Annotated in this window: 19 protein-coding genes, 1 pseudogene and 1 riboswitch; of the genes and pseudogenes, 5 read left to right on the forward strand and 15 right to left on the reverse strand. The window is 70.7% G+C overall.

The genetic code is table 11. The features are described from left to right. Positions 1-103: 103 nt before the first annotated feature. From ACZ68L_RS04155 to ribD, 8 genes are all read right to left on the reverse strand, one after another. The gene (locus ACZ68L_RS04155) at positions 104-568 is read right to left on the reverse strand and encodes a PH domain-containing protein (protein WP_469574053.1); all 465 of its coding nucleotides are present in this window, start codon (positions 566-568) and stop codon (positions 104-106) included. Between the two features lie 35 nt (positions 569-603). Further along, positions 604-1452 (reverse strand): ATP phosphoribosyltransferase, encoded by an 849-nt coding sequence (hisG, locus tag ACZ68L_RS04160; RefSeq protein WP_361458207.1) that lies wholly within the window; start codon positions 1450-1452, stop codon positions 604-606. 84 nt (positions 1453-1536) lie between these two features. Continuing rightward, positions 1537-1809, reverse strand: coding sequence for a phosphoribosyl-ATP diphosphatase (locus ACZ68L_RS04165; RefSeq protein WP_073739434.1), 273 nt, complete (start codon positions 1807-1809; stop codon positions 1537-1539). Positions 1810-1844: 35 nt separating this feature from the next. Further along, entirely contained in the window at positions 1845-2330 is a 486-nt protein-coding gene (gene ribH, locus ACZ68L_RS04170) for a 6,7-dimethyl-8-ribityllumazine synthase (RefSeq protein WP_469574055.1), read from the reverse strand. A 30-nt stretch (positions 2331-2360) separates the two neighbouring features. Further along, complete coding sequence (locus tag ACZ68L_RS04175) at positions 2361-3659, reverse strand: bifunctional 3,4-dihydroxy-2-butanone-4-phosphate synthase/GTP cyclohydrolase II (protein ID WP_469574057.1); 1299 nt, start codon at positions 3657-3659, stop codon at positions 2361-2363. Beyond that, positions 3656-4300 (reverse strand): nicotinamide mononucleotide transporter family protein, encoded by a 645-nt coding sequence (locus tag ACZ68L_RS04180; protein ID WP_469574058.1) that lies wholly within the window; start codon positions 4298-4300, stop codon positions 3656-3658. Before ACZ68L_RS04180 ends, ACZ68L_RS04175 begins: the two co-directional genes overlap by 4 nt. Then, positions 4297-4914: a riboflavin synthase gene (locus ACZ68L_RS04185; protein WP_469574059.1), complete on the reverse strand. Its 618-nt coding sequence runs from the start codon at positions 4912-4914 to the stop codon at positions 4297-4299. The genes ACZ68L_RS04180 and ACZ68L_RS04185 overlap by 4 nt, the downstream gene beginning before the upstream one ends. Beyond that, entirely contained in the window at positions 4915-6015 is a 1101-nt protein-coding gene (ribD, locus tag ACZ68L_RS04190; RefSeq protein ID WP_469574060.1) for a bifunctional diaminohydroxyphosphoribosylaminopyrimidine deaminase/5-amino-6-(5-phosphoribosylamino)uracil reductase RibD, read from the reverse strand. It abuts the gene before it with no gap. 158 nt (positions 6016-6173) lie between these two features. Continuing rightward, a riboswitch (FMN riboswitch) is annotated at positions 6174-6304 on the reverse strand. A 267-nt stretch (positions 6305-6571) separates the two neighbouring features. On the opposite strand from ribD, the gene ACZ68L_RS04195 reads away from it, so the two are divergent. After that, a complete protein-coding gene (locus tag ACZ68L_RS04195) occupies positions 6572-6763 on the forward strand; it encodes a hypothetical protein (RefSeq protein WP_469574589.1) in 192 nt (63 codons plus the stop codon). Here ACZ68L_RS04195 and ACZ68L_RS04200 read toward each other — a convergent pair. After that, positions 6747-7937 (reverse strand): ROK family transcriptional regulator, encoded by a 1191-nt coding sequence (locus ACZ68L_RS04200; RefSeq protein ID WP_469574061.1) that lies wholly within the window; start codon positions 7935-7937, stop codon positions 6747-6749. The genes ACZ68L_RS04195 and ACZ68L_RS04200 overlap by 17 nt on opposite strands. A gap of 146 nt (positions 7938-8083) precedes the next feature. Here ACZ68L_RS04200 and ACZ68L_RS04205 point away from each other — a divergent pair, with 146 nt between their 5' ends. Beyond that, positions 8084-9322: an MFS transporter gene (locus tag ACZ68L_RS04205; RefSeq protein ID WP_469574063.1), complete on the forward strand. Its 1239-nt coding sequence runs from the start codon at positions 8084-8086 to the stop codon at positions 9320-9322. A 31-nt stretch (positions 9323-9353) separates the two neighbouring features. On the opposite strand, the pseudogene ACZ68L_RS04210 reads toward ACZ68L_RS04205, so the two are convergent. The 3 genes and pseudogenes from ACZ68L_RS04210 to ACZ68L_RS04220 form a co-directional block, all read right to left on the reverse strand. Next, positions 9354-9602: pseudogene (locus ACZ68L_RS04210) on the reverse strand (alginate lyase family protein); the annotation flags it as partial. A gap of 318 nt (positions 9603-9920) precedes the next feature. Continuing rightward, positions 9921-10502 (reverse strand): HD domain-containing protein, encoded by a 582-nt coding sequence (locus tag ACZ68L_RS04215; RefSeq protein ID WP_469574064.1) that lies wholly within the window; start codon positions 10500-10502, stop codon positions 9921-9923. 12 nt (positions 10503-10514) lie between these two features. Further along, positions 10515-11633, reverse strand: a complete 1119-nt coding sequence (locus ACZ68L_RS04220) for a helix-turn-helix domain-containing protein (RefSeq protein WP_469574065.1) — start codon at positions 11631-11633, stop codon at positions 10515-10517. Between the two features lie 132 nt (positions 11634-11765). On the opposite strand from ACZ68L_RS04220, the gene ACZ68L_RS04225 reads away from it, so the two are divergent. The 3 genes from ACZ68L_RS04225 (at position 11766) to ACZ68L_RS04235 (ending at position 14601) form a co-directional block, all read left to right on the forward strand. Next, on the forward strand, positions 11766-11918 hold the full coding sequence (locus ACZ68L_RS04225; protein WP_469574590.1) for a hypothetical protein: 153 nt from the start codon (positions 11766-11768) through the stop codon (positions 11916-11918). Between the two features lie 540 nt (positions 11919-12458). Continuing rightward, positions 12459-13022, forward strand: coding sequence for a class IV adenylate cyclase (locus tag ACZ68L_RS04230; RefSeq protein WP_469574066.1), 564 nt, complete (start codon positions 12459-12461; stop codon positions 13020-13022). Between the two features lie 187 nt (positions 13023-13209). Next, positions 13210-14601 (forward strand): uracil-xanthine permease family protein, encoded by a 1392-nt coding sequence (locus ACZ68L_RS04235; RefSeq protein ID WP_469574067.1) that lies wholly within the window; start codon positions 13210-13212, stop codon positions 14599-14601. A 90-nt stretch (positions 14602-14691) separates the two neighbouring features. On the opposite strand, the gene ACZ68L_RS04240 is transcribed toward ACZ68L_RS04235, so the two are convergent. From ACZ68L_RS04240 to ACZ68L_RS04250, 3 genes are all read right to left on the reverse strand, one after another. Beyond that, the gene (locus tag ACZ68L_RS04240) at positions 14692-15624 is read right to left on the reverse strand and encodes a GNAT family N-acetyltransferase (protein WP_469574068.1); all 933 of its coding nucleotides are present in this window, start codon (positions 15622-15624) and stop codon (positions 14692-14694) included. Beyond that, positions 15621-17780 (reverse strand): peptidase C14, encoded by a 2160-nt coding sequence (locus tag ACZ68L_RS04245; RefSeq protein ID WP_469574069.1) that lies wholly within the window; start codon positions 17778-17780, stop codon positions 15621-15623. Before ACZ68L_RS04245 ends, ACZ68L_RS04240 begins: the two co-directional genes overlap by 4 nt. A gap of 181 nt (positions 17781-17961) precedes the next feature. Beyond that, complete coding sequence (locus tag ACZ68L_RS04250; protein WP_469574071.1) at positions 17962-18801, reverse strand: SDR family NAD(P)-dependent oxidoreductase; 840 nt, start codon at positions 18799-18801, stop codon at positions 17962-17964. Between the last annotated feature and the right edge of the window lie 119 nt (positions 18802-18920).

Genomic DNA, 18920 nt, shown 5'->3' on the forward strand with positions numbered 1-18920 from the left:
AGGAAAGCCCCGCCGGCCTCGTGGACCTCTCGTGCGGGGCGGGGCGCTCGGAGCGCCGCCGTCCTCCAGAGTAATCAAGAAGAGGCCGTACGGGGCAGGGGGCTCAGCCGTTGTCCGTACCGGCGCCGTGGTTCTCGGCGAGGGCGCGGAGCGTGCGGGCGTCGCGGATGGCCTGCTGCTTGGCGATTCCCGGCTGGATACCGAGCGCGGGCATGCTGGTCCCGTCGCTCAGGTCGAGAAAGACCCAGGGGTCACCGACACGCAGGTTGACACGGAGAATCTCGGCCCAGGACAGCCGGCGCGTCCGGGTGAGATTGACCACGGTCACCCCGTCCTCGTGGGCGACCACCTTCGGGCGACTGAGCAGCGCCAGCACGCCGAAGAAGAGCAGCGCGACGAAGACGAAGCTGGACCGCTCCCCCGCGCTCAACTGCTCCAGGGTCAGGGCGATGACGGTGATGACGACGAACATCGCCGCCCCCACGGTCAGCAGGACCACCCGGGTTCGGGTCGGCCGGAACGTGACCGGGAGTGTGGGGAGTTCGGGCCGGGGCGCGGGGGCGGACATCGTGTTTCTTCTGTCTTCCGGTGGTCGCCCGGCCGTCAGAGACGGCAGGCGTGGATGGCGGTGGTGAGGATGGCGCGAGCGCCGAGGTCGTACAGATCGTCCATGATCCGCTGGGCCTCCCGGGCGGCGACCATGGAACGGACGGCGACCCAGCCCTCGTGGTGCAGCGGGGAGATGGTCGGCGACTCCAGACCCGGGGTGAGGGCGACCGCGCGCTCCAGGTGCTCGACACGGCAGTCGTAGTCCATCATCACGTAGGAGCGGGCGACCAGGACGCCCTGGAGGCGGCGGAGGAACTGCCGCACCTTGGGGTCGTCGTCCGGAGCGCCGGTGCGGCGGATGACGACGGCCTCCGACTTCATGATCGGCTCGCCGATGACTTCCAGCCCGGCGTTGCGCAAGCTGGTGCCGGTCTCCACGACGTCGGCGATGACCTGGGCGACACCGAGCTCGATGGCCGTCTCGACCGCGCCGTCGAGGTGGACGACGGAGGCGTTGACACCGACGTCGGCGAGGTGCTTGGCGACGATGCCCTCGTAGGACGTGGCGATCGTCTTGCCGTCGAAGTCCTGCGGGCCCTGGGCCGTGCCGGGCTTGGTGGCGTAACGGAAGGTGGAGCGGGCGAAGCCGAGCTGGAGGATCTCCTCGGAGTCGGCGCCGGAGTCCAGCAGCAGGTCCCGGCCGGTGATGCCGATGTCGAGGCGGCCGGAGCTGACGTAGATCGCGATGTCGCGGGGCCGCAGGTAGAAGAACTCGACCTCGTTCTCGGGGTCGACGAGGACGAGCTCCTTGGACTCCTTGCGCTGCTGGTAGCCGGCCTCATGGAGCATCGCCATCGCAGGCCCGGAGAGTGAACCCTTGTTGGGGACGGCGATGCGCAGCATGAGGTCAGGTTTTCCTTTACAAGGAGGGAGTCTTGTCCGGATATGCGGTGTGCGGTCGTACGGAGTGCGGTGGGGAGGTCGTGCTCAGAGGTGGGCGTAGACGTCGTCGAGCGAGATGCCGCGCGCGACCATCATCACCTGGACGTGGTACAGCAGCTGGGAGATCTCCTCGGCGGCGGCGTCCTTGCTCTCGTGCTCGGCGGCCATCCAGACCTCGGCGGCCTCTTCGACGACCTTCTTGCCGATGGCATGGACGCCCTTGTCCACCAGCTCGGCGGTGCGGGAGGTGGAGGGGTCGCCGTCGGCGGCCTTGAGCTGCAGCTCGGCGAAGAGCTCTTCAAAGGTTTTGTTCGCCATGATGGTCCTTAGAGTACGGGGTCCACCCCCTCCACTCAGCGCCAGGGCTCGCTGACCGTGCGCAGCGTGGCGGCGGTGGCGACGGCCGCGGTGACGGCTTCGTGCCCCTTGTCCTCGTTGGACCCATCCAGCCCGGCCCGGTCGAGCGCCTGCGCCTCGGTGTCGCACGTGAGTACGCCGAAGCCGACCGGGACTCCGGTGTCGACGGCGACCTGGGTGAGACCGTTGGTGACGCCGTGGGACACGTACTCGAAGTGCGGGGTGCCGCCGCGGATGATCACTCCGAGGGCGACGATCGCGTCGTAGCCCCGGCCGGCGAGGACCTTGGCGACCACCGGCAGTTCGAAGCTGCCGGGTACCCGGAGCAGGGTCGGCTCGTCGATGCCGAGCTCGTGCAGGGCGCGCAGGGCGCCGTCGACGAGTCCGTCCATGACCTTCTCGTGCCACTGCGCGGCGACGACCGCCACACGCAGGTCACCGCAGTTGCGTACGGACAGTTCGGGTGCGCCCTTGCCGCTCATGTCTCTCCCACCGCTCGTTTCCGTGATCGTTCACTGGTTGCCGCAGGTCGACGCCGGGGCGGCGTCGAGCCAGGGCAGGTCGTGCCCCATGCGGTCGCGCTTGGTGCGCAGGTAGCTCAGATTGTGTTCGCCGGCCTGGACGGGCATCGGTTCGCGGCCGGTGACGGCCAGACCGTGCCGCAGGACCGCGGCCGTCTTGTCGGGGTTGTTGGTCATCAGCCGCAGGCTCCGGACGCCGAGGTCCTTGAGGATCTGGGCGCCGGCCGCGTAGTCCCGGGCGTCGGCCGGCAGACCGAGCTCCAGGTTGGCGTCGAGGGTGTCGACGCCGCGCTCCTGGAGTTCGTAGGCGCGCAGCTTGGACAGCAGGCCGATGCCCCGCCCCTCGTGACCTCGCAGGTAGACGACGACGCCGCGGCCCTGCTCGGCGATCCGGCGCATGGAGGCGTGCAGCTGGGGCCCGCAGTCGCAGCGCTGCGACTGGAAGATGTCGCCGGTCAGGCACTCGGAGTGGATCCGCACCAGGACGTCGTCGCCGTCCGCGATGTCGCCGTGGACGAGCGCGACATGCTCGACGCCGTCGGTCGTGGAGCGGTAGCCGTACGCGGTGAACGCGCCGAAGCCCGTCGGCAGCCGTACCTCGGCCTCGCGGCGGACGGTCGGCTCCGAGGTGCGGCGGTAGGCGATCAGGTCCTCGATGGAGATGATCGTGAGGCCGTGCTTGCGGGCGAACGGGATCAGCTGGGGCAGCCGCAGCATCACGCCGTCCTCGCCGGCGATCTCGACGATCGCTCCGGCGGGCCGCAGCCCGGCGAGCCGGGCGAGGTCGACCGCGGCCTCGGTGTGGCCGTTGCGGACCAGCACACCGCCGGAGCGGGCGCGGAGCGGAAAGATGTGACCGGGCCGTACGAAGTCGCCGGGGCCCGCCTCGCCGCCCGCCAGCAGCCGGAGCGTGGCGGCCCGGTCGGCGGCGGAGATGCCGGTGGTCACGCCGTGGGCCGCCGAGGCGTCGACGGAGACGGTGAACGCCGTGCGCATCGACTCGGTGTTGTGGGCGACCATCTGCGGGAGTTCGAGCCGTTCCAGCTCGTCGTTCTCCATGGGGGCGCAGATCAGACCGCGGCACTCACTCATCATGAACGCGACGATCTCGGGGGTGGCCTTCTCGGCCGCGAGGACGAGGTCGCCCTCGTTCTCCCGGTCCTCGTCGTCGACGACCACGACGGGCCGTCCGGCGGCGATCTCGCGAATGGCCTGCTCGACCGGGTCGAGCGTGAGGTCCTCGACCGCGCTCCCGTGATCCCGGTGCAACCAGGTGGGCTGGGCAGTCATGCCGTGGCTCCTTCCAGAGCGGGGGTCCGTGAACGCAGCCACCAGTCGCGCATGCCCCACAGGACGAGGGCGCCGTACACGACGTAGATGAGACCGGAGAAGGCGAGACCGCTGTGGAAGTTCAGCGGCACGCCGACCAGGTCGACCAGCAGCCAGGCGAACCAGAACTCGACCATGCCGCGGGCCTGGGCGAGCATCGCGACGAGCGTGCCGGCGAATATGTACGCGTCCGCCCACGGGCTCCAGGAGAGCGAGGGGAACGCGGTGAACAGACCGCCGACCGCGAGGGTGCCGAGTGCGGCGCCGCCGAGCAGGCAGCCGCGCTCGCGCCAGGTGGCGAACCGTACGGCGATGGAGCCGTCCTGGGCCTGTCGCCTGCCCCGGGTCCACTGCTGCCAGCCCCAGACGGCCACGGCGATGACCACGAGTTGCTTGCCGACGCTGCCCGCCTGGTGCACGGACACGTTGGCGGCGACCAGGACGACGCCGGACAGGAGTTGGGCGGGCCAGGTCCAGATCGAGCGGAGCCAGCCCAGGGTGAGCGCGATCAGACCGATGGTGTTGCCGATCATGTCGGACCAGATGATGTGCTGCCCGAAGACGGTGAACGCCTCCGAGTTCAGCCAGTTCAGCGCGGTCACCGCGCCGGCTCCTCGGGCTGCCGCGCGGTGTGGCCGAGCAGCCGCTCGACGTACTTCGCGATGACGTCCACCTCAAGGTTGACCGGGTCGCCGGGCTCCTTGATGCCGAGCGTGGTCAGCGCGAGGGTGGTGGGAATGAGGCTGATGGTGAAGTAGTCGGGTCCGGCGTCCACGACGGTCAGGCTGACCCCGTCGACGGTGATCGACCCCTTCTCCACCACATAACGGGTCAGGTCCGCCGGGAGGGAGATCCTCACGATCTCCCAGTTCTCGGAGATCTTGCGCTCGACGATGCGCCCGGTGCCGTCGACATGGCCCTGGACGATGTGGCCGCCCAGCCTGCCGCCGACCGCCATGGGGCGTTCGAGGTTGACCCGGGAGCCCGTTTCCAGGGCGCCGAGGCTGGACCGGTTCAGGGTCTCGGCCATCACGTCGGCGGTGAACTCGCCGTGGCCGAGGTCGACGACGGTGAGGCAGACGCCGTTGACGGCGATGGAGTCGCCGTGCTTCGCGCCTTCGGTGACCACGGGACCGCGCAGGCGGAATCGGGAGGCGTCGCCGAGTTCCTCGACGGCGGTGACTTCACCCAGTTCTTCGACAATTCCGGTGAACACTCAGTTTCCCTTCCGGGCAGGGCCGGGGACGGCGGTGATGCGCAGATCGGGGCCGATACGGACGGTCTCGGTCACATCGAGGCGCAACGCCTCGGCGATGGTGGAGATTCCGGCGTCGGCGAGGGCCGCGGGGCCGGCGCCGAGGAGTACGGGGGCGAGATAGCCGACGACCTTGTCGACCGTTCCCGCGGCGACGAAGGACCCGGCGAGGGTCGGGCCGCCTTCGAGGAGTACGGAGCGGATGCCACGCCCGTACAGGGCGGTGAGCAGGGCGTGGATGTCCAGGCCGGGGCCGGTGGCGGCGCGCGGCAGCCGCAGGACGGCCCCTTCGGGGAGACTGCGGGTGTCGGCGTCGTCGGCGACGGCGATCAGGGTGGGCGCGGTGTCGTCGAGGACCCGGGCACCGGGGCGCACGACGGTGGCGCCGGTGTCCACGACCACCCGCAGGGGCTGTACGGCGCCTTCGACGCCCCGTACACCGAGCTGGGGGTCGTCGGTACGGGCGGTGCCGGAGCCGACCACGACGGCGTCGGCCTCGGCGCGCAGCCGGTGGACGTCGGCGCGGGATTCGGGAGAGGTGATCCAGCGGCTGGTGGCGTCGGCAGCCGCGATCCGGCCGTCCAGGGTCGCCGCGTATTTCCACAGGACGTACGGGCGGCCCAGGCGCGCCGAGGTCAGCCAGGCCGCGTTGCCCGCCTCGGCCTCGTCCGCCAGGAGTCCCTGCTCGGCCTTGATCCCGGCCGCGCGCAAGGTGTCCGCACCACCAGTGGCCTGCGGGTTCGGGTCGCCGACCGCGTAGACGACCCGGGTGACACCGGCCTCGATGAGTGCCTGGGCACAGGGGCCGGTGCGGCCGGTGTGGTTACAGGGTTCGAGGGTGACGTAGGCGGTGCCGCCCCGGGCTCCGTCGCCCGCGGCGCGCAGGGCGTGGATCTCGGCGTGCGGCCCGCCGGCGCGCTGGTGGAATCCTTCCCCGACCTGGTGTCCCGCGGCGTCGAGGATGACGCAGCCGACGACCGGGTTGGGACTGGTGGAGCCGAGACCGCGGGCCGCGAGCGTGATCGCTCGGCGCATGGCGGTGATGTCGGCTGCGGTGGCCACCGGGTCCTCCTGCCTCTTCGGGCACGGACTCCGGGGCCTGTCGATGACGACAGATGAAACGGGAACGCGACACGGGGACGCCGAAATGCCGGAACAAACGGATGGATCGGTCGCCCGAAGACCATCCGCCGACGGCGGCGTACCCGTGAAACGGCCCGCCGCGCACTGCCTCCCATCCGGACTTTAACCGTCGGTCCAGGAATCTCACCTGGTCAACCGGCCGCTGGATGCGGACGGGTCGCGGACTATAACCGCCGGTTCGGAATTGCACCGACCCCGGAGTGCGCTGCTGCTGGTACACGATCAGTGTGCCACGCCCGCCGGTGGGCCATATGGGTGAGTACTTGTGGAGTGGCTCACAGGAGGCGCGGATCAGGGTCCGCAACAGGACAGTCGGGCATTAAAGGTCCAGACCTATTGACGCAATGGTCTAGTCCTCTTAATCTCTGCGTCACCTCCGAGGAGCCGTCCCGCGGTGTGCGCACACCCGGGGCATCAACACGACCCACCCCCTTGTCAGTTGTGTTCTGCCGAACCTCCCCGGGAGGAACCGAACGTGCTGTCCCCCACCTGTGCGAGAGCCGCCCTGCTCGCAGCCGGCGTAGCCGTCGCCGGACTGCTGATGGGCTCGCTCGCCGCCACCCCGTCGGCCGCCGCCGACCAGGAGTCCTGTCACCCCGACGGGCTCTACGAGACCCCCGGTGTCGCCGTTCCCTGCTTCGCCGCGCGGTTCAGCCGGCCGGGGTGAACAGTTCGTCCTGGGCCGACTCCCGTGCGGCGAGCAGCGCGCCGCGGAGCACCGCGGCACCGCCCAGCCGCCCGGCCCTGACCTCGGTACGCAGCGGGGACATTCCGGCCAGCCGCTCCTCGACCCGTGCCGCGAGCGCGTCACCACCCGCGTGGCCGACCTCGCCCGCCAGCAGCACGCAGCCCGGGTCGAGGACCGAGGCTATGGCGGCGGCGCCGAGTGCGAGCCGCTCGGCGAGGGCGTCCAGGAACGCCTCGCTCTCCCCCTCCCCCGCCAGCGCGGCCCGCACGGCGAACGCTGCGCCCGGCTCCTTGTCCCCCTCGGCCGTGTCCGCAGGCGCCACGATGCCGTGGGCGGCGGCCAGTTCACAGACCGGGGCGGAACCCACCAACGAGTGAAAGCCTCCGTCACAGTTGACGGCCGACGGGGGGCCGATCGTGCCGGGCACCGGCAGGAAACCGATCTCGCCCGCGCCGCCGGAGGCCCCCCGGCGCAGCTTCCCGTCCAGCATGACGGCCGCGCCCACGCCGTGCCCGAGCCAGAAGAGAACGAAGGTGTCGCGTTCGCGAGCCGCGCCGATGCGGTGCTCGGCGACGGCGGCGAGATTGGTCTCGTTCTCGACCAGCACGGTGGCGGACAGCCGCTGCTGGAGCACTCGGACCAGTCGGCGGTGCCAGGCGGGCAGTCCGGTGGTGTCGCGCAGTTCGCCGGTGACCGGGTCGATCAGGCCGGGCGCGCCGATGCCGACGCTGTGCAGCGGGGCGGCGCCCGCTTCGCGGACGGTGCGTTCCAGCAGTGCCGCGGCCTGTTCGGCGGCGGCCTCGGTGCCGGTGTCGCCGTCGATGGGCAGGGTGGCCTCGGCGAGCGTGGCGCCGAGGAGGTCCGCGACGACCACGGCGACGCTGCCGGTGCGCACGTCGAGCGCGGCGAGATGGGCACGGTCGGCGACGATCCCGTACAGCCGGGCGTTGGGACCGCGGCGCTCGGCGCCCGACTCACCGACCACCCGCACCAGGCCGGCCCCCTGGAGCCGTTCGAGGAGGTCGGCGACGGTGGGGCGGGAAAGACCGGTCAGAGTCTTCAACTGCGTGGCCGTCAGCGGGCCGTCCTGCTGGAGCAGTCGCAGGGCGAGCCGGTCGTTGATGGCCCGGGCGGTGCTCGGTGATGCGGGCATGCCGGGATCCTTCCAGATCACTGCCGCACGGGTGGAAAGGGCGGGCTATTTATCAGGCAGGGTTCCTGATAGTTTACGGCGCGCACCGTGACGACGGGCACCGGGGTCGCCGGTGACAGAGGATTCCCAAGGGAGGGCACGGCGGTATGACAACGGATTCCACAGAGACGGCCTTCGGCATGGAGCAGGTGCGGCGGGCCAGGTTCGCCGTGGCCGCGGTCTTCACCGTGCACGGCGCGGTGACCGGCAGCTTCGCCACCCGGGTGCCCTGGATCCAGGACCACGCGGGCGTCAGCGCCGGGCAGCTCGGCCTCGCCCTCGCCTTCCCGGCGATCGGCGCCTCGCTCTCGATGCCGCTGGCGGGCGCGATCAGCCATCGCTTCGGCGCCAGGACCGCGCTGCGCGGACTGCTGGCCCTGTGGACGCTGGCGCTGATCCTGCCCGCGCTGGCACCGAATCTGCTGACGCTGTGCGCGGCGCTCTTCGTGTACGGCGCGTCGGCCGGCATGTCGGACGTGGCGATGAACGCCCTCGGCGTCGAGGTGGAGAACCGCCTCGACAAGTCGATCATGTCCGGGCTGCACGGGATGTGGAGCGTGGGCGCCCTCGTCGGTTCGGCCGCGGGCACCGTCGCGGCGCATCTGGGCGCCGACGCCCGGCTGCACCACTCCCTCGCCTCCCTCGTCCTCACCGTGCTCGGCCTGATCGCCTGCCGGGGCGTACTGGATCTGCGCAGCGAGCCGGACGAGGAGCCGCCGCCGCGTTTCACACTGCCGCCGAAGTCGGCGCTGATCATCGGCGCGGTGGGCTTCTGCGCGGTGTTCGCGGAGGGGGCCAGTCTGGACTGGTCGGCGGTCTATCTGCGGGACATCATGGACACCTCCGCCGGGCTCGCCGCGGCGTCCACGACGGCGTTCGCGCTGACCATGGCGGTCGCCCGGATCGTCGGCGACAAGGTCGTCGACCGCTTCGGAGCGGTCAGGACCGTGCGGGTGGGCGGCGCCCTGGCGACGGTGGGAGGACTCCTGGTGGTCGCGTCACCGAGCGCGCCGCTCGCGATGTGCGGCTTCGGTCTCCTGGGTCTCGGCGTCGCCGTGGTCGTCCCGCTCGCCTTCGCGGCGGCCGGGCGCAGCGGCCCGAATCCGAGTCAGGCGATCGCGGGCGTCGCCACCATCACGTACACCTCCGGGCTCATCGCCCCGTCCGCGATCGGCTCGCTGGCCGAGGCGACCTCGCTGGTCGTGTCGTTCGGCCTGGTGACGGTGCTGGCGTTCGGTCTGGTGCTGGGGGCCGGGGTGCTGCGGGCGGGTGACCGCCGGGCGGTGTCGTCCTCGTCCTCGGACGCCGCCGCTCCGAGCGCGACAGCCGCCGAGCCGCACCCCTGAGCCCTCGGCTCCGCGGGGCGCGGTGGACGGTTCAGCCGGCGATCGAGTCGAGCTGTTCCGTGGCGGGGCGCAGTGCCCACAGGTCTCCGTCGGGCGGCGTCTGGAGCCGTCCGAGGGCGGCGCGGGCCTGCGCGTCGCCCGCGTCGGCGGTGGCGTGCACGATGTCACCGGCCGCGTACCCGTGGAACTCCAGCTCTGGGTGGGGCCACGGCGCGGCCCCGGTCGCGGCGGGCAGCAGATGGCCGACCGCCTTGAGCAGGCTCTGCCCCTGCGGCCCTCGTGACGGCGCGGACTCCACCGTGCCTGGCCCGGCCGGACCGGCCGGCCCTTCTGGTACTGCGGGAAAGGACGGCCGCGACGGGAGAGACGGCGCGGCAGGTCGGGACGGTCAGACGTGCCCGGCCGGGTACAGCCTCCAGCCGCCGCCGGGTGATCCGGATGCGCTGGTATGCCGCCGCACTGCGCCGTCCAGCCCGGCCCCCCGGGCCCGTCGCCGAGCCGTACTGTGGCTGCGCTTCCGCCGAACCGTCGCCGCTCCTGAATCATCCCCCTTGTTCCGGCTACGACCGGGCGGGGGGGCATTTCGTCGTGTCTGCGGTCAGCTGTTGCTCTCACCCAAGGCGTAGCGCAACCAGTCGAGGCTGCCCTGCTCAAGCAGTTCGTCAGCAAGGCGATGCGCGGTCTCCGTGACGAGACGGCCTCGGCTGTTGTCGATCCATCGCTGAGCGTTCTCGTAGCCCTGTGCCTTGTACTCAATGCCTTGCAAGAGACACTCCAACTTATCCGCATCGCGGGCGCAGATGGCCTCTGGCGATTCCTTGGCTTCGTACTCGGCAACAAGGTCGCGCACAGTCGAGGCCAGCTGTTCGGGCATGCCGGCCGTCTGGTCCGCGGTCACCTCCTGCGGGTCGCCGGCCGGCGCGTACTTCTTCCCTACGTAGTTGACGTCCCCGGTACGCGTCTCCTGGGTGTCGTGCCACACTGCGAGGAATGCCGCCTTCGCCGGATCGGCGCCTTCCAGCTTCGCAATGATCGTGGCGATCAGCGATGTCCGCCAGGAGTGTTCGGCAACGCTCTCCGGGTCGCGGACTCCGGCCATCCACCAGCCCGTTCGCTTCGTGTGCTTGAGCGTGCCCGCCTCGTACAGGAATCGACCTACCGCGGACAGGTCGTCAGCCACGTCCGTCTCCTCTCACGCCTCGGCAAGGCGGATCGCGTACCGGATGCCCTCCAGCTCTCGGCGTGCCCGCGCCGACAACTCCCGGCTATCCAACATCATCGGGAGGGATGCGCGTAGGTCGTTTCCTACCTGAACACCGGGGCACAGCAGGTTCGGGCGGGCGGCGAGGAGGGTCCACAGCGTGTGGACGTTCAGGTCGAAGAAGCCATGGTTCGGAGTCAGCCCTCGCACGAGATGCCGCATCAGCCTGTCGCCCGGCCAGGGGCCGGGGCGGGGAGTGGCAATGAAGTCGTCGGACAGCTGAATGTGCGGGGCCTCGCTGATCCAGTACGCCCAGTAGTTGAGGTTGGCCGCCTCGCCCGCATCGTCGTCAGCGAGCGTCGTCTTGATGAAGTAGCCCATCCGTTCCCTGTCACCCTGCCTGGCGGCGACGGCCGCAACCGATCGGGCGTTGAGCCAGCGGGTCAGCCAGTCGTCCGGGCGCTCGGTGCGTTGCTGCAGGGCCAGCCACTCGGACGTGTCGGCCGCGTCGTCATACCCGGCAAGGTAGAGGGCCTGGCGGCGCAGAAGGAATTGCTCAGCACCGCGGGCTTGCTCGGCAGTGCGACGCATGCGGGAGAAGAAGCGCCTGCGGTCACCGGCGGCGAGCTCCGGGCCGTGGGGTACGGGGCCGCGGCGTGGCCGGGGCGGGTCGGGCAAAGACCGCAATGGAGTGGGCGCCACGCCGTTGAGCGGCCAGGTGAGCACTTCCACCAGGTCTCGCTGCATGACCCATGCGCCGATCGGACTGTTGTCGGCGGTGGCGTCCTCGTCCAGAGCGTTGGCCAGCAGCACATCGGCCTCCATGGCCCGCTCAAGGGCTAAGAGCAGGGCGGGTGCGCTGCCCATCTGCAGGAGTTGGTGGCGGTGCATGAGCATCTGCCCGACAGGTACCGCCGTCAGCGGCCGGCGCCCCGATTCCCATCCGGCGATGGTGTCGGGCGAGACCCGGAAATGTTCCGCCAGGGTGTCCTGGGTGTGGCCAAGCTGTTCGCGGATCACGCGGAAGATGTATCCGGACACTATGCCACTGCGGCCTCGCTGAGCCGTTCCCTGACCGGCGGTCAGGGTGGTGCACGAGTCCCTGTCCATGGCATTCCCCCTTGCCCGTCTACCGCAGCCCGTCACCCGTACCGGCAGTCAGTTCAAGCGGCAGCCGCTGCTTCCTACTGTCGTAGTCGTAGTGATGACGTGGCAACTCAGCGTAGTGGAAGGGGCGTCATCGTGGCGATGACGATCAAGGTGTACGAGGTGAACCGTGAGGGCGTCACCCGTGTGGTGCGGCCCGAGGCCGAGGTCACCCCGCTCAAGACCGTGGACCAGACCTCAGCATTCCCGGCCTGCGAGTGCGAGCGGTGCAAGGAGGACCACCAGTGATCGCCCGGACAAGGAGGCCGCCCGCGCCGGACGTCGCGTACCGCGCCTGGCTCGGCCACACCACCATCTGCGCCACCTGCCGCGCCGGAGCCTCGTGCCCGACTGCTGTGCGGCTCGGTCGCGCCTGGCGGGAGGCTCGCCGGTGAGAACCGAGTCGACCGACATCATCCCCTGCCACTGCTGCCCCGAAACCAGTGCGCGCCGCACCCTGGAGCCTGGTCACCGGGGCGACCACTACGACCGGTTCACCCGTCCGCCGTAGGACCGCCCTGTGTCTCGTGGCCCGCTGAGTCCGTGCCGCACCAGTCATGACCCCCCGCTGAGCACGAGGGGGCATGGGATGCGCGACTGGCCGGCGCCCTGGCGGGGGCGAGTCACCACCGCGCGAATCGATGAGGGTGGCACGCATCCGATGAACCGTCATGGGATGGTGCCAACACCCGTCGAGCCTCTGGGAAATCATTCCGAGCTGAGCCGCGCGCCGCCCCCGCGCGGCGGGCGGTCGTTCATACCGCGGGGACACTCACCGAACGGAGACTCATGGCAGGCATCGAGTATGAGGCGAAGGTCCTGAACATCGACCCCGCGAAGACTGCCCGGCTCGTCATCGACGCCGGCGGCGCCCAGCAGGGCGAGCCCCGGCTCATGCGCCGATACGTGTACGACACCGTCCCAGCTGTCCCCGGGCGGTGGGTCCGGCTGCGCGACACCGGCGCCGGTATCACTCTGTGCGTCAAGCAGATCTCGACGGACGCGGTCGACGGAACCCACGAGACCGAGGTCGCAGTCGACTCGTTCGAGGAGGCAAACGCGCTCCTCGGTCTGATCGGCCTGACGCCGCGCAGCTACCAGGAGAATCGACGCACCTCCTACACGCTCGGCAACGTCCGTCTGGAACTCGACGAGTGGCCCCGTATCCCGCCGTATCTGGAGATCGAAGCGGACAGCGAGGCACAGGTCTGGGACACGGCCGCCGCGCTCGGGATCGACCGCGAGTGTCTGACGTCCATCAACACCACGAAGGTCTACGGGCTGTACGGCATCGATCTGGACTCCATCGCCGACCTGCGTTTCGAGTTCATGAGCAGGACCGCGCGAGCGTAGGGCTGCCTGTTCGGAGTGACACTGCTTCGCGCCCGATTCACGCATGGGATCCGCGGCGGGACGGACGGGCCGACAGCCCGGCCGCGAGCGCGGCGCGTTCCGGCATTACCATGGCGCTGATTATTTCTGCGGTGAGCACCATGCCGGGCGAGGCACTGGACTCCGCACCTACACACAGGGAGCGACCATGGGCCTCGGCGTGCGCTGGACCTTGCACGGCGACGGGAAGACCCCCGCACCGGGGGCCGTGGTCCGACCGGACGAAAGGCTCTCCTGGCCCCGTACGTTCGGGCTCGGTGCCCAGCACGTGGTCGCGATGTTCGGTGCCTCGTTCGTCGCCCCGGTGCTCATGGGCCTGGACCCGAACCTGGCGATCATGATGTCGGGTATCGCGACGGCCATCTTCCTGCTGGCCACGCGCGGGCAGGTGCCCAGCTACCTCGGCTGCTCGCTCTCGTTCGTCGGGGTCGCCGCGACGATCAGGGCGAGCGGCGGCAGCAGCGCCGTGGTCACCGGCGCGGTGTTCGCCGTCGGTGTGGTGCTCTTCCTCGCCGGTCTCGCCGTGCAGCGGTTCGGCGCGCGGATCATCCATGCGGCGATGCCGCCGGTGGTCACCGGCGCCGTCGTCATGCTGATCGGCTTCAACCTGGCCCCGGTGACCGCGTCTACGTACTGGCCGCAGGACCAGTGGACGGCACTGCTGGTGATGCTGTTCACCGGATTGGCCGTGGTGTGCCTGCGCGGATTCTTCTCACGCATCGCGATCTTCCTGGGCCTGGTCTTCGGGTACGCGCTGTCCTGGGTCCTCGACCGGATCTTCGGCAAGATCCACTCTCCGGCGGGTGGCGCCGGGGCCGTCGACCACTGGCGGCTCGATCTGTCGGGCGTCGCCAAGGCCGACTGGATCGGGCTCCCGTCCTTCCACGCGCCGAGCTTCGAGTGGTCGGCGATCCTGGTCGCCCTGCCCGTGGTCATCGCGCTGATCGCCGAGAACGCCGGGCACGTCAAGGCCGTCGGCGAGATGACCGGTGCCTCGCTGGACGACAAGCTGGGCACCGCGATCGCCGCGGACGGCGCCGCGTCGATGCTGTCGACGGCGGTGGGCGGCCCGCCGAACACCACGTACTCGGAGAACATCGGCGTCATGGCCGCGACCCGGGTCTACTCCACCGCCGCGTACTGGGCCGCCGCCTGCTTCGCTCTGCTCTTCGGGCTCTGCCCCAAGTTCGGTGCGGTGGTCGCCGCCATCCCCGGCGGTGTGCTCGGCGGCATCACCGTCATCCTGTACGGCATGATCGGCCTCCTCGGCGCGCAGATCTGGCTGAACGCCAAGGTCGATCTGCGCAACCCGCTGAACCTGGTTCCGGCCGCGGCGGGCATCATCATCGGCGTCGGCGGGGTCAGTCTCAAGATCACTGACAACTTCCAGCTGAGCGGCATCGCACTGGGCACCATCGTGGTGATCACCGGCTACCACGTGCTGCGGGCCTTCGCCCCGGCGCACCTCAAGACCCAGGAGCCCCTGCTGGACTCGGGGACGTCGGCGTACGACGAGCCGACACCGACGGACAAGGCGTAGTACGCGACGGCGTTCCGCCGTACGCCACGGCGGTCCCGGCCGGACCGGTGCGGGCGCGGCCGTTCCCCCGTTCCGACGACCGCCCGGTCCTCAGAAGCAGTCGCCGTACCAGTGGACCGCGCCCGGTGCCGTGACCGTGGCCCGGACGGCCTCGACGGTGGCGTGCAGCGGTCGCGCCATGCCCACGTGCTCCGCCACCGACCGGGGGTCGGTCAGCAGGGCCGGCAGGGCCGCCCGGACCTCGGGACCGTCCGGCATCCTCACCCGGACCCGGGTCAGCCCTGCGGCCCGGCCCCGTGCACCGACGGCGGCGAACAGCTCACCCAGGCATGCGGGCGTGCCCGCGAATTCGCGCACCTCCAGGTACTCCCCCTCGTGCTGTGCCACGATCCAGCCGACGAGCGTCCCCGATCCGGGGTCCACCGCGACGAGCGAGCGTTCGGGCGCGCCGTACCAGGCGGGTACGCGCACCGCCCAGTCCTCCGGGCCCCGCAATGAGCTGAGCGGCCTGTTCGCGTTGTACGCGTGGTGCAGGGCCACCACCTCCACGGCGTCCCGCGCGGTGGCCCCGCGAACCCGGAACGCCCCGGAGGCGGCCGCGGGCACCAGCGCCCCCTCGGTGTACGTACTGCCGAACTCCTGCCACCCCGAGCTCCGGTAGACGCCGGGCGTCCCGGTGAACAGCAGGGACCAGGCGCATTGTTCGGCCGTCATGGTGCGCTCGGCCTCCGCCAGCAGCCGCCGCACCAGCCCCTGGCCCCGGGCCTCGGGGCGAGTGGCGACGCTGCCGATGCCGCCGACCCGCCGCGGGGTGCCGTGCGCGTCGCGGATCAGCCTCGGCACGTAGACGACGACGGCGTCGATCCCGCCCTCCGGACCGTTCTGCGCGACGAACGTGCGGCGGTGGCGGTCCGGGTCCAGCGCGTGCAGCCGGGCGATCTGCGGAGCGTCGAAGCAGAGCTGCCACAGGGCGGCCAGGGCCGGGTCGTCGGCCGGAGTCGCGGTCCTGACGACGGTGGTCACAGGGTCAGGTTCCCGTCCGTGCGTACCGAGTCGCCGTTCGCGGGCATCGCGCTGCGTCGGGTGCCGTCCTCGACGCACGCGGTGTGCAGGACCGAGTCCATGGCGTCCGGGGCGAGGTGGAGCGTGCCGCCGGTGAAGCGGCTGCCGGTCGCCGCGTAGTGGTTCGTGCCGTCGGCGACCCGCACATGCGCGGTGTCCGGTCCCGAGGCGGCGCTGCTGAGCGCGGAGATGTCCCAGGTCACCCTGCCGGGGCCGGCCGCGCGGCCGAGCAGCGCCTTGGCCTTGTTGCTGCCGGTGAGACGGACGCCGCCGGTGACGGTGAGCCGTTGGTCGCGCACGGCACTGAGCTCGATGCCGGTGTTGTCGTAACTGCCGCCGTCGATCCGCAGATCCGCCGATCCGACCGAGAGCGGGGCCGCGTCGTCCGAGCCGGTGACGGTGCAGTCGGTGAAGTGGACGGGCCCCGCACCACGCAGGATCGCGCCGTCGACGCCCTTGAAGACGCAGCGTACGAAGTGGACGGGCGCGGTGACCGGGGTCTGGACGAGGACAGCGCCCGCGGGCGGCTCGAAGGAGCAGTCGCTGATGGTGGTCGGCCGGGTGGAGCGGGCGGAGCGCTGGGCGACGGCGAAGGTCTTGGCCGTGCAGCCGCGGACCTGGGCGCCGTCGGCGTTGACGGTGAGGGTGCCGGCCTGGTCGAAGGTGGGGCGCGCGATCACCGTGATGTCTTCGAGCGTCAGATCGGTGATCTTGGTGTTGGCGGTGAACCAGGAGCAGACGTGTCGGCGCACGGTGATCCTTTTGGCGGAAATTCCCCACTGCGCACCGGAGTTGGCTATGTCCATCAGTCCCGAGTTGCCGTCGAAGAGCAGATCGTGCTCGTACTGGCCATGGGTGGTGAAGGGGTTGCCGCCCGCGTCGTCGCCGTCGCCGTGGCAGTTCACGACGGTGCAGTAGGCGGAGGCGGTGAGGTCGTTGAGGTGGCGCACATTGCTGGTCGTGCAGTCCTCGACCCGTCCGTACAGACAGTAGATCTGCTGGGTGAGATAGCCCGCGCCGCCGTACTCGACGGTGGGCGGATTCTTCAGGGAGCAGTCCTCGGTACGGAACCGGGTGCACCAGCGGCGCATGATGACCGGCCAGAAGGAGCCGGTGGCGTGGATTCCGGAGACGTCGCAGCCGACGGCGTACTCGAAGCTGACGGGGTGCGAGCCGGTGTACTCGTCGGGGCCGGCGCCCTCGAAGACCATGTTGCGGACGTGGGTGTCGCGGACCGGCTCGACGCGGGTCCAGGTGAGGGTGCGGCCCGCGGCGAGTTCCCAGCCGTTGAGGTAGCCGATCCGGATGTGGTCCGCGTCGACGATCTCGGTGATCTCGACGAGCTTCTGCAGTTCGCGTTCGTCACGGCCGCCGCCCGCGACCGGGTCGACCTGAACCGACCACCACTGGCCGACCTCGAACGCCTTGGCGTCGGGGACCGGGAAGGTGTCGGTGAGTTCGATGACCTTGCCGGAGAGCGCGTGCTTGACGGTGGTGTCGGTGACGGTGCCGCGGAAGGAGAGGACGGCGCCGAAGGGGTTGTCGTGGGTGTTCTTCTCGATGCCTTCGGTGCGGATGCGGTGGCCGCCGAAGTCGAGTTCGATGTGGGAGCGGTCGAACAGGTGGCGTTTGGTGAACAGGAGGTCGGTGTGGGCCTCGATGCGGTGGACGCTGTTGTCGGCGATCATCGCGTCGAGGGCGGTGTCGGCGGGTTCCTCGGCGTCGAAGTGGCCGAATGTGCGGAAGTCGAGGGTGCCGGTGTGGAGCTGGTGCCAGCGGCCGGACTTGGTGCCGGTGGGTGCGATGACCGTTCCGCCGTTGTGGGCGGCGGTGGACTTCTTGTTCCAGCGCACGGCCAGGGCGCCGCCGTCGCCGGGGGCGTGGTATCCGGCGATCAGGACCTGGGTGCCGTCGTCGAGCGGCTTGGTGTTCAGCGCGCGCAGCTCGGCGACCGTGTCCAGGCGCAGTACGTCGCCGGTGTGCGACGGCGCGGCCTGCGCGGAACCGGTGGCCACGGCCGAACCGGCCATGACCAGACCGGCCAGACCCGAAGCCCGCAGCAGCGTACGACGCGACGAGGCGGGGGACGGGACGGGGGACGATGCATTGACGGACATGGCGGAGGTGCTCCTCGCTGTGTCGATGCGTGCTCGATGAGGACCGACTGCCGGTCGGTCGCGGTCGGATCGTGTTGCGGTACGGCTGGACGAAGCGCGGACACCGGACCGTGTCGCGGGACGGCGCGACGAAGCACGGACACCGGACGGAGTCGCGGTACGGCTGGACGAAGCGCGGAGGTCAGATCGTGTTGCGGTACGGCGGCATGAAGCGCATGCGCGGCATCTGGTCGGCCAGCACTCCCCCGTCGACGACGATCCGCGCCCCGGTGAGATACGCCCCGGCGTCCGAGGCGAGCAGCAGCAGCGCGCCCACGCATTCGTCGGGCTGTGCGTACCTGCCCAGCGGGATGCGCTCGCGGTAGGCGGATTCGAAGGCTTCCCGGTCGAAGGGGAACTCTCCGTCGATAGGGGTCTCGACCATGCCGGGCGCGAGGGTGTTGGCGGTGATGCCGTGCGGGGCGAGTTCGACCGCCAGGGTCTCGGTGAGCAGTTGGGCGGCGGCCTTGGAGGCGTTGTAGTGGGCCAGGCCCGCCTCCGCCACCAGGGCGTTCTTCGAGGTGATGGTGATGATGCGGCCGGCGACGGCGTCCGCCGTCATGTGTTCGGCGATGCGCTGGCTGAGGAAGAAGACCGCGTCGACGTTGACCCGCATGATGCGCGACCAGCTCGCGGGGGTGATCTCGTTGAAGCGTTCCAGCGCCGCCGTTCCCGCGTTGTTGACCAGGATGTGCAGCGGTCCGGCCTCGGCGCGTACGGCATCGACGAAGCCGGGCAGCGCGTCGATGTCCGCGAGGTCCTGGCCGTAGGTGCGGACCCGGCGGCCGAGCGCCTCGACAGCCGCCGCGGTCTCGGCGACGCCGTCGGCACCGGGCAGGTCGACGAGGACCAGATCGGCGCCCGCCTCGGCGAGCCCGACGGCGAAGGACCGGCCGAGGCCCCGGGCGGCCCCGGTCACGACCGCGGTGCGGCCGGTCAGGTCGAAGCGGTCGGTTCCGCGGGGCGGGACGGCTGCGGTCATGGCGGGGTTCCTCCAGGCGGAGAGGTACGAAAGAGGGGTGCGGTGGTTCCGGCCCTGATCCGCCGGAGGGGTCCGGGCCGCCGCGCGGGGACACCGGGGTGGGAGCGCGGCGGCCCGGC

Source organism: Streptomyces sp. NPDC104309 (genome assembly GCF_055584025.1).